The 13,585-nt window shown below is 56.6% G+C and carries 13 protein-coding genes and 4 tRNA genes; 3 read left to right on the top strand and 14 right to left on the bottom strand.

What is annotated here, in order from left to right:
* Positions 1-289 precede the first annotated feature (289 nt).
* The 14 genes from QP978_RS03455 to QP978_RS03390 all read right to left on the bottom strand — a co-directional run bounded on the left by QP978_RS03455 (position 290) and on the right by QP978_RS03390 (position 12,893).
* Positions 290-1,042 (bottom strand): YebC/PmpR family DNA-binding transcriptional regulator, encoded by a 753-nt coding sequence (locus QP978_RS03455; RefSeq protein WP_048731316.1) that lies wholly within the window; start codon positions 1,040-1,042, stop codon positions 290-292.
* Between the two features lie 79 nt (positions 1,043-1,121).
* A complete protein-coding gene (gene pdxT, locus QP978_RS03450) occupies positions 1,122-1,742 on the bottom strand; it encodes a pyridoxal 5'-phosphate synthase glutaminase subunit PdxT (RefSeq protein WP_048731318.1) in 621 nt (206 codons plus the stop codon).
* Positions 1,742-2,620, bottom strand: a complete 879-nt coding sequence (locus QP978_RS03445; RefSeq protein WP_049193681.1) for an acyl-CoA thioesterase — start codon at positions 2,618-2,620, stop codon at positions 1,742-1,744. The genes pdxT and QP978_RS03445 overlap by 1 nt, the downstream gene beginning before the upstream one ends.
* 2 nt (positions 2,621-2,622) lie before the next feature.
* Positions 2,623-3,525, bottom strand: coding sequence for a pyridoxal 5'-phosphate synthase lyase subunit PdxS (gene pdxS, locus QP978_RS03440; RefSeq protein ID WP_005511452.1), 903 nt, complete (start codon positions 3,523-3,525; stop codon positions 2,623-2,625).
* Positions 3,526-3,664: 139 nt separating this feature from the next.
* Positions 3,665-4,168 (bottom strand): NUDIX hydrolase, encoded by a 504-nt coding sequence (locus QP978_RS03435; protein ID WP_070595762.1) that lies wholly within the window; start codon positions 4,166-4,168, stop codon positions 3,665-3,667.
* A gap of 53 nt (positions 4,169-4,221) precedes the next feature.
* Positions 4,222-5,364, bottom strand: a complete 1,143-nt coding sequence (locus tag QP978_RS03430; RefSeq protein ID WP_048731326.1) for a glycosyltransferase family 4 protein — start codon at positions 5,362-5,364, stop codon at positions 4,222-4,224.
* Positions 5,365-5,366: 2 nt separating this feature from the next.
* Positions 5,367-6,269: a phosphatidylinositol mannoside acyltransferase gene (locus QP978_RS03425; RefSeq protein WP_048731328.1), complete on the bottom strand. Its 903-nt coding sequence runs from the start codon at positions 6,267-6,269 to the stop codon at positions 5,367-5,369.
* 11 nt (positions 6,270-6,280) lie between these two features.
* On the bottom strand, positions 6,281-6,982 hold the full coding sequence (gene pgsA, locus QP978_RS03420; protein ID WP_049190801.1) for a phosphatidylinositol phosphate synthase: 702 nt from the start codon (positions 6,980-6,982) through the stop codon (positions 6,281-6,283).
* Positions 6,976-7,611 (bottom strand): ATP adenylyltransferase, encoded by a 636-nt coding sequence (locus tag QP978_RS03415; protein ID WP_042388668.1) that lies wholly within the window; start codon positions 7,609-7,611, stop codon positions 6,976-6,978. The genes pgsA and QP978_RS03415 overlap by 7 nt, the downstream gene beginning before the upstream one ends.
* A 151-nt stretch (positions 7,612-7,762) precedes the next feature.
* On the bottom strand, positions 7,763-9,757 hold the full coding sequence (thrS, locus tag QP978_RS03410) for a threonine--tRNA ligase (protein ID WP_222865026.1): 1,995 nt from the start codon (positions 9,755-9,757) through the stop codon (positions 7,763-7,765).
* Positions 9,758-9,916: 159 nt separating this feature from the next.
* Positions 9,917-11,143 (bottom strand): Dyp-type peroxidase, encoded by a 1,227-nt coding sequence (locus QP978_RS03405; RefSeq protein WP_284856841.1) that lies wholly within the window; start codon positions 11,141-11,143, stop codon positions 9,917-9,919.
* Positions 11,144-11,429: 286 nt separating this feature from the next.
* Positions 11,430-12,038, bottom strand: a complete 609-nt coding sequence (locus tag QP978_RS03400; RefSeq protein ID WP_049193674.1) for a copper chaperone PCu(A)C — start codon at positions 12,036-12,038, stop codon at positions 11,430-11,432.
* A 4-nt stretch (positions 12,039-12,042) separates the two neighbouring features.
* On the bottom strand, positions 12,043-12,633 hold the full coding sequence (locus QP978_RS03395) for a copper resistance CopC family protein (RefSeq protein ID WP_040361738.1): 591 nt from the start codon (positions 12,631-12,633) through the stop codon (positions 12,043-12,045).
* A gap of 185 nt (positions 12,634-12,818) precedes the next feature.
* Positions 12,819-12,893: transfer RNA gene (locus tag QP978_RS03390), tRNA-Val, on the bottom strand.
* A gap of 357 nt (positions 12,894-13,250) precedes the next feature.
* Here QP978_RS03390 and QP978_RS03385 point away from each other — a divergent pair.
* The 3 genes from QP978_RS03385 to QP978_RS03375 all read left to right on the top strand — a co-directional run bounded on the left by QP978_RS03385 (position 13,251) and on the right by QP978_RS03375 (position 13,567).
* Positions 13,251-13,323 (top strand) — tRNA-Gly (locus tag QP978_RS03385).
* Positions 13,324-13,389: 66 nt separating this feature from the next.
* A tRNA-Cys gene (locus tag QP978_RS03380) sits at positions 13,390-13,460 on the top strand.
* Between the two features lie 32 nt (positions 13,461-13,492).
* Positions 13,493-13,567, top strand: a tRNA-Val gene (locus QP978_RS03375).
* Positions 13,568-13,585: the final 18 nt, after the last annotated feature.

The raw sequence follows: 13,585 nt of genomic DNA, 5'->3' as shown, positions 1-13,585 counted from the left end.
TAATTTTTTGAGGTTGCCAGTGTGTCGGGTTGTCAGTTTTTCTCCTTAACCCCAGGGTGTGGAGCTACCCGCAGGCGGGCTCTGACCAGTCGCTATCCTGAGGATCAGACACACTCTTTGACTCTGTCTGTCTCTCTCCCCCCCCAAAAAAAATCCCCATCGGACGACTCTCCGATGGGGATCTTCCATTCACACCAGCTCGCCGCGCAATTCAGCGCTGCAGACTACCCTGCACGAGCATCCTTTAACGCCGGGAAGCCGGTCAGCGGAACCGTCGCCAAGCAAACGCCTAGTCTTCGAGTTCGGCGATAACCTCGTCGCTGATGTCGGCGTTCGAGTAGACGTTCTGCACGTCGTCGGACTCTTCGAGAGCGTCAATCAGACGGAAGAGCTTGCGTGCACCGTCAGCATCGAGAGCCACCGTGGTAGAAGCGCGGTAGTCCTGATCTGCGGAGTCGTACTCCATTTCGGCATCGACAAGAGCGGTGCGGACATTCATCAGATCGGTAAAGGCGGAGACAACCTCGAACTTTTCGCCCAGGTCGTTGACCTCCTCTGCACCAGCATCGAGAACCGCCATAAGCAGGTCATCCTCGGTCAGCTCGCCCTTCGGCAGCTCGACGACACCCTTCTTTTCGAAGAGGTACGCCACGGCGCCGTTGTCTGCCATGTTGCCGTTGTTCTTGTTGAACGCCGAGCGCACATCGGAAGCAGCACGGTTACGGTTATCGGTCAGGCACTCCACAATCAAAGCGACACCGCCAGGTGCGTAACCTTCGTAGACAATGGTCTCCCAGTCAGCACCGCCGGACTCCTCGCCGGAACCACGCTTGCGGGCACGCTCAATGTTGTCGTTGGGAACCGAGGCCTTCTTGGCCTTCTTAATCATGTCATCGAGGGTGGGGTTACCAGCAGGATCACCGCCGCCGGTACGAGCCGCGACCTCGATGTTCTTGATCATCTTTGCCCACTCTTTGGCGCGCTTGGCGTCATTAGCAGCCTTCTTGTGCTTTGTGGTTGCCCATTTTGAATGACCCGCCATGTGCTAGTTCCTACCATTCCTCTCGTCAATACCCATGTAGATGGGAATTCGTCAGGTGTTCATTATACAAACCGGGGATTTAAATGCCGACAAGCTCTCGCAAAAAGAACTCGTGGAGCCGCGTCTCCCCCGTCGACTCCGGGTGAAAGCTGGTGGCCATCGCAGCCCCCTGCCGTACTCCGACCACTGTACCTGCGGTCTCTCCAGCCGATTCTGGCACCCGCGCTAGCACCTCAACATCATCACCGACACGCTCGACCCACGGTGCGCGAATAAAGGCGGCGTGTACAGGCGGCTGGTCACCACTGATCGCCAGCTGCGGAATATCCAAGTCAGTTTCGAAGGAATCCACTTGCCGGCCAAATGCGTTACGACGGACGGTGATGTCAATCGCCCCCAGGCTAACGGCATCCGGACGGGTATCGAGCACTTCGTCGGCAAGCAAAATCATGCCGGCGCAGGTGCCATATGCCGGAAGGCCATCGCGGAGGGCTTCCCGCAGCGGGTCTTCAAGCTCATTGAAGACCATCAGCTTGCTCATGGTTGTGGACTCGCCGCCGGGCAAAATTAGGCCGCTAAGCCCTTCCAGATCACGGGGCAAGCGCACCTTTCGGTGCGGGACGCCGAGCTGGTCAAGCACATATCCGTGTTCGGCAACGTTGCCCTGAAGAGCGAGGATACCGATTGTTTCCTGTGTCATTAATCTAGGTTCTCACTGCGAGCATCGAAGTTCGTCGCCACTGGCACGGGCTCGACACCCGGGGCCAGGCTTCGGGTCAGCCCTTCCTGCGTGACGACGGCCACGAGCTCGCCCTTTTGGTTAAAGATGCGACCGTGAGTCAATGCGCGACCCGCGTGCGCCGATGGCGAAATCTGGTCGTAGAGCAGCCATTCATCCGCACGGAACGGACGCATAAACCACATCGCGTGGTCGAGGCTGGCTTCCTGGACCTCAACGCCTGGATGCGGAACGAGTGCCGATGACAGCAAAGTCATATCCGACATATACGCCAGCGTGCAGACATGGAAGGTCTCGTTATCCGGCAGGCGATCCTTGCACCGGAACCACACCAGCTGCTGGGACGGGGTGTACTTGTTGTGTTCGAACTGATCATTCGGCACTACCCGGATATCCCAGTCCGCCCACTCGCGCATTAGTAGACGACGTGTGTTCGTCATCTCAGAGGTGTCGGTGACCACATCTTCAGGATCTGGCACCTTGCGCATCACGTCAGAGTGCTCGAGTCCCTCATCCCCCTTACGGTGGAAGCTGACCTGCATTACGAAAATCGTACGGCCATCTTGCACAGCTTCGACGGATCGGTGGCAGAAAGACCGTCCATCGCGAATACGCTTGACCATGTACACCGTCGGGATATGGGGGCGGCCCGGGCCTACAAAGTAGGCGTGGAGGGAGTTCACCGCGAAGGTATTACCCACCGTGCGCGTCGCCGCGACGAGGGACTGGCCGGCAACTTGGCCACCGAAAGTGCGCTGCAGGATTGACTTAATGACTGGGCCACGGAAAATGTCCCGGTCAATCTGCTCCAGATCTAATACCTCGCGGATGTTAGCCATTTTTACCAGCCACGCTCAGCGAGTCGGTGCGGCTGCGGAATCTCGTCGACGTTGATGCCGACCATTGCCTCGCCGAGACCGCGGGAGACATCAGCGATGACCTTCGGATCATCGTAGTGCTGGGTTGCCTGGACGATAGCCTTGGCGCGCTTCTCCGGATCACCGGACTTGAAGATACCGGAACCAACAAAGACACCCTCAGCACCGAGCTGCATCATCATTGCAGCGTCAGCCGGAGTTGCAATGCCACCTGCGGTGAACAGCACGACTGGCAACTTACCGGTCTCAGCGACCTCGCGTACCAGCTCGTACGGTGCCTGCAGCTCCTTGGCGGCAACGTAGAGCTCGTCCGGAGCCATAGAACGCAGACGGTTAATCTCAGCGCGGATGGTGCGCATGTGAGTCACAGCGTTGGAGACATCACCGGTACCGGCCTCGCCCTTGGAGCGAATCATGGCAGCGCCCTCGTTGATGCGGCGCAGAGCCTCACCCAGGTTGGTCGCACCACAGACGAACGGCACGGTGAAGTCAAACTTGTCGATGTGGTTCGAGTAGTCGGCCGGGGTCAGAACCTCGGACTCGTCAATGAAGTCAACACCGAGGGACTGCAGAACCTGTGCCTCAACAAAGTGGCCGATACGGGCCTTGGCCATAACCGGAATGGAGACGGCATTGATAATGCCCTCAATCATGTCCGGGTCAGACATACGTGACACGCCACCCTCTGCGCGAATATCGGCGGGGACGCGCTCCAGCGCCATCACGGCAGTTGCGCCGGCATCCTCAGCGATCTTGGCCTGCTCCGGAGTAACGACGTCCATAATGACGCCGCCCTTCATCATCTCAGCGAAACCGCGCTTGACGCGTGCGGTGCCCTGCCCGGAGTTGTTCTCAACCGTGCTCAACGAACCCTACTTCCCTAATAAAACTGGTGAATGTGACTGTTTGTAGTCGTTTAACACTATAACGCCTGAACTAGACAGTGCTGTTCATTGAGTCAGAAAACACCGCGAACTTCCAGCACAACAGCGGGTTTTCCCACAATTAAGCCGTTGTCAGTCCATCTGCAACATCGAAATATTCCGGTTCAGGTGCAGTGCCCGCCAGCCGCAGCGCGCGCACTAGCGGCCTGGCTCGCAGTGCTTTCGTATCCGTCACCGCATCATTGTAGAAACGGCGGGCGAGCTCGAGCCGCGTATGGGCGTCAGAAAGCTCAATTGCCATCGTCCGGTCCACGGGCTGTTCCTCATAGAGCGCCACAATTTTCCTAGTCAGTTCGTTTTCCACGTCTGCACGCTGCCCAGTGTTGTTGGCTCTAAGTGGTGTGGCTTCCACCTTCGCCACTACCCCGGCGAGTTCCGGGTAGGCGGCACGAGCGACTGCGGCCCTTCGCCCCAACGCCGCTTCCAGTGAAGAACGCGCCAAGTCCGTGCGAATGTGCATACGGTTCAAACGCGTCGCTGTCGATGAAGCCACCAAACCGCCAACGAGTACGACAATCAGCGCAATGACTAGGACAACGACCCAGATTGGAACGGTTACGTCCACCGAAAACCCACTTTCACTCCGCTGCGTTTAATCAGCTGCCACGACGGAAATCTCTATGGCGCAATGACGACCTTTTCGCCATCCATGCGCACCGTATCGTACACACGCAGAACGCCGTCGGCGACCTGCGACCAGTCATACTCCCAAGCCCGCTTATGCCCGAGTGCGCGAAGCTCCTCCCCCAACTTTGGCTGCGTCAAAAGGCGTACGACTGCATCCGCAAGGTCTGCGGAGTTACCGTTTTCAAAGTGAAGCCCGTAATGGCCGTCGTCAAGCACGAGTTTGAACGCATCGATGTCGCTGGAGATCACCGGCGCACCCGCCGCCATCGCCTCTACCAGCACGATGCCGAAACTCTCCCCACCACGCTGCGGGGCAATGTACGCATCCGCATCGGCGAGTATTGACGCCTTAGCATCCTCCGACAGTCTGCCGACGAAATGCAGGACATCTGCGTTTCTGCCCGCTTTACGACGAGCTGCCGCGATATCACCATCACCAACGACACAGACCTCAAGCTGTGGAATCTCCGCACGTATTGTTGGCAACGCGTCGAGCAAGACGTCAAAGCCCTTACGAGATTCGTCGAAGCGTCCGAGGAAGACAAGCCGATAGACCCCTTCACGCCGTGGCGGAATCTCAGGCAACGATGAGGCGGCCGGGCAGGACTCGAAATCTCCAACACGGACACCATTGGGAATGAGAACCGGGTCGCCGCCGAGTTGCTCAACCTGCCAGCGACGAGCCACTTCCGAGACAGCGATGCCTCCCCGAATGCGTTCAAGGTACTTCCGCAAAAATGGCGTGGCCAACTTCAATGCTAGGGAGTCCGTCGCCGCAGAGTGATAGGTCGCGACAATCGGCCCGACCGAGTTTACTAACGACAGCATTGAAAAACTGGGCGAATTCGGCTCATGGATATGAAGAATGTCGAAGCTACCCTCCTCAATCCATGTGCGGACTCGACGGCTGGTGCGGGGACCAAAAGATAGCCGAGCGACCGAGCCGTTATACGGAATCGGGATGGCGGCACCACCTCGAACAACGAAATCCGGCACGTCCGCCTGCGCGCTAGCTGGGCCGATAAGACTGACCTCGTGGCCGCGACGGATAAACTCCTCACACAAGTCAATCGCGTGAGCTTGAACCCCTCCTGGGACATCGAACGAGTACGGGCACACCATTCCGATTCGCACGGCTACTTTGACCTCTTCTTATCCGCCGGCCACAGTGGCTGCATCATGTGCCAATCCGCTGGATGCTGGGCAATATCAGATTCAAAAACAGTAGCGATGTCCTGGACAATGTCAGGTAGATCGCGCCCCTCAGTCGGCACGAATGGATGCGCTACAAAACGCCAACCATCGCGCGTGTAGGACAGGCCCGCGGGCATAAGCCGAGCGCCCGTGTCCTGTGCCAGCTTTGCTGCACCGACCGGCATTGTCGTCTGCTCGCCGAAAAAAGTGACCGGGACCCCGTGGCCGCCGAAGTCACGATCAGACAGCAGGCACACAACGCCACCTTCTTCCAATCGCTTCTGCAGTTCCGGCATCGCGGGTTTGCCACCGGTAAGCGGGAGAATGTGGAATCCGAGGGATTCGCGGTACTCCACGAAAGCGTCGTAAAGTACCTCTGGCTTCAGCCGTTCCGCCACGGTACTGAACCGACCATGGCGGGAAACGAGCCACATACCTGCCATATCCCAGTTACCAGAATGCGGCAGTGGGATGACGATGGAATCTCCGGCCTCGAGGGCCTCAGCAACTCGTTCGAGCCCATCGCTGGTGGATTCGACCGTGTCTGCCAACTCTGGCGACGCGATGGAGGGCAACCGGAATGCCTCCACCCAATAGCGTAGATAGGAACGCATGGAAGCCCGAATAAGACCTTGCGGCACTTCCTCAGGCGGACAGCCCATAACGCGAGCCAGGTTCTTGCGAAGCTGGCGGGTAGTCGCTGGATTTGCTGCTACACGATCGGCGGCTATGTTGCCGATGCGGTAGGCCACGCGTTCCGGCAGCAGACCAAAAATCTTCCACCCGGCCATATAGCCGAGCGCAACGAAATCATCTTTCGAGCGAGGCAGGAAGAAACTAGTCATCGTATCCTCCTTTAGTTGTTGGAATCAGCCGAACCCGTGGACTTCGTAGCAGAGTCAGGGTTGATAGATGAACTATCAGCTGCACCTTCTGGCGGGGCGATGGGATCCAACGCTCCTGGCTGCTTAGCCACCATGTACAAGCGCTGAACGACGGTGAATACCGACCCAATCGCCAGGAGCCACATCGCGACGTAGAGGGCATAGTCCACGCCAAGCCCCTGGAGCCCGACGCCAATTAGACCGATAATCAGGCGCTCCGCACGTTCGACGAGACCACCGTTGACCTTGAGGCCGCTAGCCTCTGCTCGAGCCTTAACGTAGGAAATGACCTGGGACGATCCCATGGTAATCAGTGTCAGAATGAGCAGCACTGAATCCGCGCCATGGCGATACACCACCCAATACGCTATCGCCCCGAACAGTGCAGCATCCGTAATACGGTCACAGGAAGCATCCAGCGTCGCTCCGTATTTCGTTCCCCGCCCTCGCAGTCTGGCCATCGTGCCATCGAGCAGGTCAAAAGCAGTGAAAATAGCGATTGACACCGCAGCTGCGAAAAGATGGTTGGTAGGAATCAGGATTACCGCAAGCAGAACGGAAACTACCGTTCCCACCAGGGTGACCGTGTTCGGGCTAATGCCGACCCGCAAAAGTGCAGCGGCAATCGGTTCAACTACTGGGCGGATTGGAGCCCTGCCACGGACACTCAGCATGCTGCCCCATCCTCTTGATTAAGGGCACGCCAGCCGTCGGCAAGCAACTCGCGAGTCTGACGAAGAGCCTGCGGTAACACTTTGGTGCCATCGATCACGGTCATAAAATTGCTGTCACCCGACCAGCGCGGTACGACGTGCATATGCAGGTGATCGGCGACCGAACCGCCGGAGGCTTTGCCCAAGTTGAAACCTACATTGACGGCGTGCGGACGCGAAACCGATTTGAGGGTACGAACCGCATGCTTGGCAAATCGCATCATCTCGGCTGTTTCTTCGTCGGTCAAGTCCTCAAGGTTGGCGACTTCGCGATATGGAACCACCATGAGGTGCCCTGGGTTGTACGGGAACAGATTCAGAACGGCGTACACCCACTCGCCGCGAGCGATAATGAGTGCTTCCTCATCGCTTTGCTTCGGCAAATCAACGAAGGGGTTACGGGATGGCTTGGAGTTATGCACACCACGCTTGACGATGTAATCCAGCCGGTACGGTGCCCATAAGCGCGTGAGCCGATCCGGTTCGCCGTAACCGCTGTCGACGTATACGCCATCAGACGATTCCTGCTGGCCGGCATTGCCCTGCTGCTGCGGAGGCAACTCTTCACTTCCCGACTGATTCACTGCCATCCCCTTCGTTGCGTGGCCGGGTCCCCATTCGAGCCCCGACCACATATATTTCTCTGCTGTAGTTTACGACCTCGCGGTCAACTTCTTTGGATTACCACGCGTGGTTCACCAGTTAAAACAACGCGGTCGAATTAGAGAGCGTTAACGACCTCTAGAGAGCAGAGACATTCTCCTTGTTCGGCTGTTCGTTATTCCGCGAAGCAACCCAATCACAGATGATGTCCACAGCCTTCTCAACTGCCACCCCGTTAATCTGGGTGCCATCGAGGAACCGGAAGCTGACGGCACCTGCCTCAATGTCACGGGCACCAGCCAGAATCATGAACGGAACCTTGGCCTGGGTGTGGTTGCGAATCTTCTTCTGCATGCGGTCATCGGACGTATCCACGTGGACACGGATGCCACGAGACTTCAGCTGTGCAGCAAAGTCCTCCAGGTGTGGGATACAGTCATCCGCAACCGGAATACCAACAACCTGTTCCGGAGCCAGCCAAGCCGGGAAAGCACCTGCGTAGTGCTCCAATAGGACGCCAAAGAAACGTTCGATGGAGCCGAAAAGCGCACGGTGAATCATAATCGGGCGCTTCTTGGTTCCGTCAGGTGCGGTGTACTCGAGCTCGAAGCGCTCCGGCAGGTTGAAGTCGAGCTGTACCGTCGACATCTGCCAAGTACGGCCGATGGCATCGCGGGCTTGGACGGAAATCTTCGGACCATAGAAAGCGGCTCCGCCCGGATCAGGAACGAGCTCGAGGCCAGAAGCATCGGCAACGCGCTGGAGAATAGCTGTGGACTTCTCCCAAATTTCATCCGAGCCGACGAACTTCTTTTCGTCCTTCGTAGACAGCTCCAGGTAGAAGTCATCCAGGCCGTAGTCACGCAGAAGCGAAATGATGAAGTCGAGGACATTAGTGAGCTCTTCTTCCAGCTGATCCTCGGTGCAGTAGATGTGGGCATCGTCCTGCGTAAAGCCACGGGCTCGGGTAAGACCGTGGATAACGCCTGATTTCTCGTAGCGGTAGACGGTGCCGAACTCGAACATACGAATCGGAAGTTCACGGTAGCTGCGACCACGCGATGCGAAAATGAGGTTGTGCATCGGGCAGTTCATCGGCTTGACGTAGTAGTCCTGCGGAGCCTTGGTGCAGTTGCCGTGTTCGTCATATTCGCCGTCGAGCTGCATCGGCGGGAACATGCCATCCGCGTAGAAGTCAAGGTGACCAGACTTCTTGAACAAGTCACCCTTAGTTACGTGCGGCGTGTTCACAAAGTCATAGCCCGCTTCGATATGACGGCGACGGGAGTGCTGCTCCATCTCGTTGCGGATGATGCCACCCTTGACATGGAATACCGGGAAACCAGAACCAATCTCATCCGGGAAGCTGAACAAATCCAGCTCGGAGCCCAAACGGCGGTGATCGCGCTTCTCAGCCTCGAGCATGCGGTCAAGGTACTCGTCTAACGCTTCCTTGGACTCCCACGCAGTGCCGTAAACACGCTGCAGGTTATCTCGAGATTGGTCACCCCGCCAGTACGCAGCGGAAGAACGCGTGATCTTAAAAGCAGGGATGTAACGAGTGGTCGGCACGTGCGGGCCGCGGCAAAGATCAAACCACTCGGTCTCGCCAGTACGCGGATTGACGTTGCGGTAGCCGGTCAAGGTCGTACCTGCACCACCGACGTCGACATTGGCCTCATCATCTTCGGACACCTTGCCGGCCGACTTTTCAACAATCAGCTCGAGCTTATACGGCTCGTCGGCAAGCGCTTCCTGCGCCTGATCGGCAGACTCGAACGCGAAGCGCTCGAATCGCTGACCAGACTTGATGATCTTCTTCATACGCTTTTCGATGCGCTTGAGATCCTCCGGCGAGAAAGGCTCATCGACACGGAAGTCGTAGTAGAAACCATTGTCGATGGCAGGGCCAATGCCCAGCTTCGTCCCAGGGAACTCCAACTGCACGGCCTGAGCCATCACGTGAGTCGCAGAGTGGCGGATGACATCGCGACCGTCCGGAGTATTCGCCGGAACGGGCTCGAAGACGGTTTCCACTTCTGGCTTAAAGGACAGATCCTTCAAATTGCCTTCAGGGTCGCGGACACAAACGATGGCGTCAACGCCCTTGTTCGGGAAACCCAGGTCTCTCATCGCCTCGCCCGCAGAAACTCCTGCGGGCACGGAAAACGGTGCTGGGGTTGCAAATTCTTCTGACACGGCGTGCGTGTACTCCTTTTCAAAGTGTCTTCGAAAATCACATACCTGGTGACCTTCGTCAGTCGTTCACACACTTTACCGCACGGTCAAAACTCAGGCCTCGAAAAGGTCCTGGGCCCAGTACTCCTCCTCAGAAGTTCCTCGTGGCATAACAAACACGGCGGATCCAATGTGGAAAATCCACTGATTGAGACGGTCGTTCTTGGACAGCCGCTCTTGAATCGGATTGAACTGCTCCAACGGGTCCTTCTGGAAACAAATGAATACCAGGCCGGTGTTGGTCTCGAATCGACCATTCGGTTCCGGTGGCAGGTCATAGTTGTAGACCCGTCGCAGAATCCGCTGATTAGGTTTCTCTTTCGGAGGCATTGACAGCGCAACATGGCTGTTCGGATCCGTCAGAGGCAGACCATATTCATCAGTCTTCGCCAGGTCGACGGTCTCAAACTCGTCCTTACCTCCAATTGGCGCGCCGGTGCCGATATCTCGGCCGGTAATAACAGTGCGGCTTTCGCGGTCCAACACATCCCAGCCTGGAATATCCATTTCGATACGGCGGACAACCATCGCTGTACCGCCCCGCAACCAATCCGGACCACTATCAATCCACACCTGCTTGTCGAATTCTTCACGAGTGCGCGGGTTGACCGTACCGTCCTTCTGACCGAAGAGATTGCGCGGGGTCTCGCCTTCCTGCGTAGAACCATTGGCGTGCTGGAAACCAGCTTGCACCCAGTGAACATCCAAATAAGAACCTGCATTTCGGATCATCATTCGGGCCGCATGGGAGACCATTACTGGGTCGTCCGCACAAATCTGCAGGCACAGGTCTCCGCCGTTCCACTCCGGGCGGAGCTCATCGTTAACGTACTTTGGCAGATCTCCCAGCCACTCAGGCTTCTGGTCTTCCCTATCGATGATTGTGAAGAAATTCTCCCCATATCCAACCGTGATAGTCAGATTGGCCGGACTCCCCATGAGCTCAGGCTCCAAGTCCGTTCGAGTAGCCTTGCCGGCTGTCATTCGGCGAGCGTCATCGGTCCAGGCACGCATAAGGTTTTGGAGACGATTGCGATTGACCCCTTTCTTTACGTTGAAGGCTATTAGCCATAGATTCGCCTGTGCGGGCGTCGCAATCCCCGCCTGATGAGCCCCATCAAAAGGTACGGTTGCTGTCTGCAAAGGCGGTTTCGGCGGCTCTTCCTGTGGACGTTCCAACCCGATCGCCTGGGCTTCCGGCGCCCCCAGGGCGAGCGCTGAGGCTCCTGCGGCGGTGCCGAGCCCGCCAAGAAAACGCCTTCTGGAAAAGCCTTTGGACATGTTGTGCACTCTTACCTTTCTGATTACTTCGAACTGGAGCACATGAGGTGGCTGGGAATCCGCCGATTTTTCAATGGCTTCAACGCAACCACTGGCCTATCCAATTCGACCGTATCGAAAACCTTTTTCGGAAAAAGAAAAGCGCCGGAGTTCGTTGCATATGCTGCAATAACCTGCCAACTCCAGCGCTTCTGCCACCATTAGATTCAGCTAGTCAATTCCTCGACGTACCTGAGCTCACGCCCGCTTTACGACGAACGATTGCTTGATCAACTTGTCACAAAAGTTAGTGGCCCGAGTGATCCATCTCACCGCCACCCATGTGCTCTGGGTTGTTCAGGTCACCGTCATTACCGTAGTCCTCTTCACCTGCTGGCTGGACACGAACCTCAACGTCCTGGGTAATGCTAGAGCCGTCGGAAAGCTCAATGACGAGCTTGTACTCAGCTCCCACATCCATAGCTTCATCATTGTTCATGATCATGAAGTGAGTGCTACCCGGTTCGAGAACGAGTTCGCCATAAGCAGGAATCGTCAAACCTTCCGGCACCTCGAACATCTTGCCGTCCTTGGTATCGTGCTGCTCGAACTTCGTGCCTTCCTTCAGCCCCTCAAGCTTGAAGGAGGAAACCTTGATGTCCTTATCGGTGTTGTTGGTCAGCGTACCGAAGATGGCGGTCATGCCCTTGTCAGCCGGCTTTTCCTTGATGTAGGCATCGGCCAGCTGCACAGCAGCATCACTCTTCTCCATCTCAGAAGTAGCCTCGGTCGCAGCGGAGGTTGCGGACTCAGTCACCTCAGCAGCAGTGTTATCGTCGGACGAGCAACCTGCCAGAGCAAGAGTCAGGGCTGCGGAACCAGCGATCAGTGCAGTTGCAGTGCGATTGAGCTTCATGTGTCTATTTTGCCTTTCGATTAATAACGATGACGACAGCGGCGATGATGACGATGAGTCCACCACCGAGGCCATAAGCCCATAGCGGTATTGACTTCGTTTCCTCGGCGTGCGCACCGGTCTGACGAGATTCTGCCCCGGCTTCGGCTGCGCCAGCAGCATCCGGATCAGCCACTGAGAAAGAGGTCTTTCCTCGGGTGGAGTGACCATCAGAGGAGGTGATTTGGAAACCAATGATGTAGTTACCAGGGCCTGGATTAATATCCTCAGGGATATCCAAAGAGACCTCATTACCCACTACCTCTGGCTCGTGGGAGTACAGGACTTCCTTGGCATCTGCATCACTAATTGCAACGGTGTTGAAATTGTTCTTGGGGTTGCCGGAGAACTTGAGAGAAACGTGGTGCGGAAATTCATCGAGAACCTGCTTGTCGCCTGGGTTAGACGACAGCACGGAATCGTGAGCATGCGCGGGGCCAGCATTAATAACTGACGCGCCTGCAAAGACTACAAGCGTCGCAGCGGCGGCTACTGCACGCCGGAAACCCGACTTTGAGAACCGAAACGTTTCGCCTGAAGCGACCCGGGGACTCACTAGAACAGTTCAACTCCTTTAAGCGGGACAGTTCGAGAAGAACAGCAGTAGTCTGACCGCTGCCCTTATACCTATTGTCGGATGGTAGTCCAGAAAAGTTCCCGAGAGGGACGAATATAGTTCAGGTCACACAGCAAAACCCCGGCCGCGCAGTTTTTATACGATGCGTCGACCGGGGTTTTAAATGGTAGTCCCAACTGGGTTCGAACCAGCGACCTTTCCGGTGTGAACGGAACGCTCTTCCACTGAGCTATGGGACTCGGACAGAAAAGCACTAAGCCTTTGCTGCTCTGCGGAATAAGTTAGCACGCGTTTTGGAAGTTTCCCTAATTGGGTTGCATTGCGTTTGCGATTGCGCAGTTCGACGATTTATTACCCCACCGATGGAACTCCATGACGATAGCGACTCGATAGCCCCCAGTAACCAACCCACGAAAGCGAATAAATGACATCGTTGCGATTCAGAGGCATCAAAGGTTGGTCTTTAGCCCTACGCCCACAGGCACAATACAGATGTTCACCTGGTAATTTGTAATCAATCGCACAAGCACGCTAAAGTATCTTTCGCACCGCAAGAGAGCAATTGAGATTCTCCTTCGCTCTCCTTGCAACGTGATGCGGATGTAGCGCAGCTGGTAGCGCATAACCTTGCCAAGGTTAGGGTCGCGGGTTCGAGTCCCGTCATCCGCTCTGGTTTCTCAAGAAGTTAAGCTCTGTGGTATAACTTCGAGGCAACCACTGAGGCGGCAGCCTCACGGTGGAATGGCCGAGTGGCGAGGCAACGGCCTGCAAAGCCGTGTACACGGGTTCGATTCCCGTTTCCACCTCAGCAGAGATTCCTTACCGGTTTCGATGTAATGCGCGTTTAGCTCAGCGGGAGAGCGCTTCCCTGACACGGAAGAGGTCACTGGTTCAATCCCAGTATCGCGCACCACGTAAGCCCTTATGGGCG

The sequence above is a fragment of the Corynebacterium sp. MSK035 genome, assembly GCF_030232615.1.
Taxonomy (GTDB): domain Bacteria; phylum Actinomycetota; class Actinomycetes; order Mycobacteriales; family Mycobacteriaceae; genus Corynebacterium; species Corynebacterium jeikeium_D.
This window is presented reverse-complemented; position numbering and strand designations above follow the sequence as displayed.

What these genes read in the sequence shown, in the direction of transcription:
- QP978_RS03455 (WP_048731316.1), bottom strand. Translation starts at nt 1,042, where the DNA reads ATGGCGGGTCATTCAAAATGGGCAACCACAAAGCACAAGAAGGCTGCT.
- pdxT (WP_048731318.1), bottom strand. Translation starts at nt 1,742, where the DNA reads ATGACACAGGAAACAATCGGTATCCTCGCTCTTCAGGGCAACGTTGCC.
- QP978_RS03445 (WP_049193681.1), bottom strand. Translation starts at nt 2,620, where the DNA reads ATGGCTAACATCCGCGAGGTATTAGATCTGGAGCAGATTGACCGGGAC.
- QP978_RS03425 (WP_048731328.1), bottom strand. Translation starts at nt 6,269, where the DNA reads ATGACTAGTTTCTTCCTGCCTCGCTCGAAAGATGATTTCGTTGCGCTC.
- pgsA (WP_049190801.1), bottom strand. Translation starts at nt 6,982, where the DNA reads ATGCTGAGTGTCCGTGGCAGGGCTCCAATCCGCCCAGTAGTTGAACCG.
- QP978_RS03415 (WP_042388668.1), bottom strand. Translation starts at nt 7,611, where the DNA reads ATGGCAGTGAATCAGTCGGGAAGTGAAGAGTTGCCTCCGCAGCAGCAG.
- thrS (WP_222865026.1), bottom strand. Translation starts at nt 9,757, where the DNA reads ATGAGAGACCTGGGTTTCCCGAACAAGGGCGTTGACGCCATCGTTTGT.
- QP978_RS03405 (WP_284856841.1), bottom strand. Translation starts at nt 11,143, where the DNA reads ATGTCCAAAGGCTTTTCCAGAAGGCGTTTTCTTGGCGGGCTCGGCACC.
- QP978_RS03400 (WP_049193674.1), bottom strand. Translation starts at nt 12,038, where the DNA reads ATGAAGCTCAATCGCACTGCAACTGCACTGATCGCTGGTTCCGCAGCC.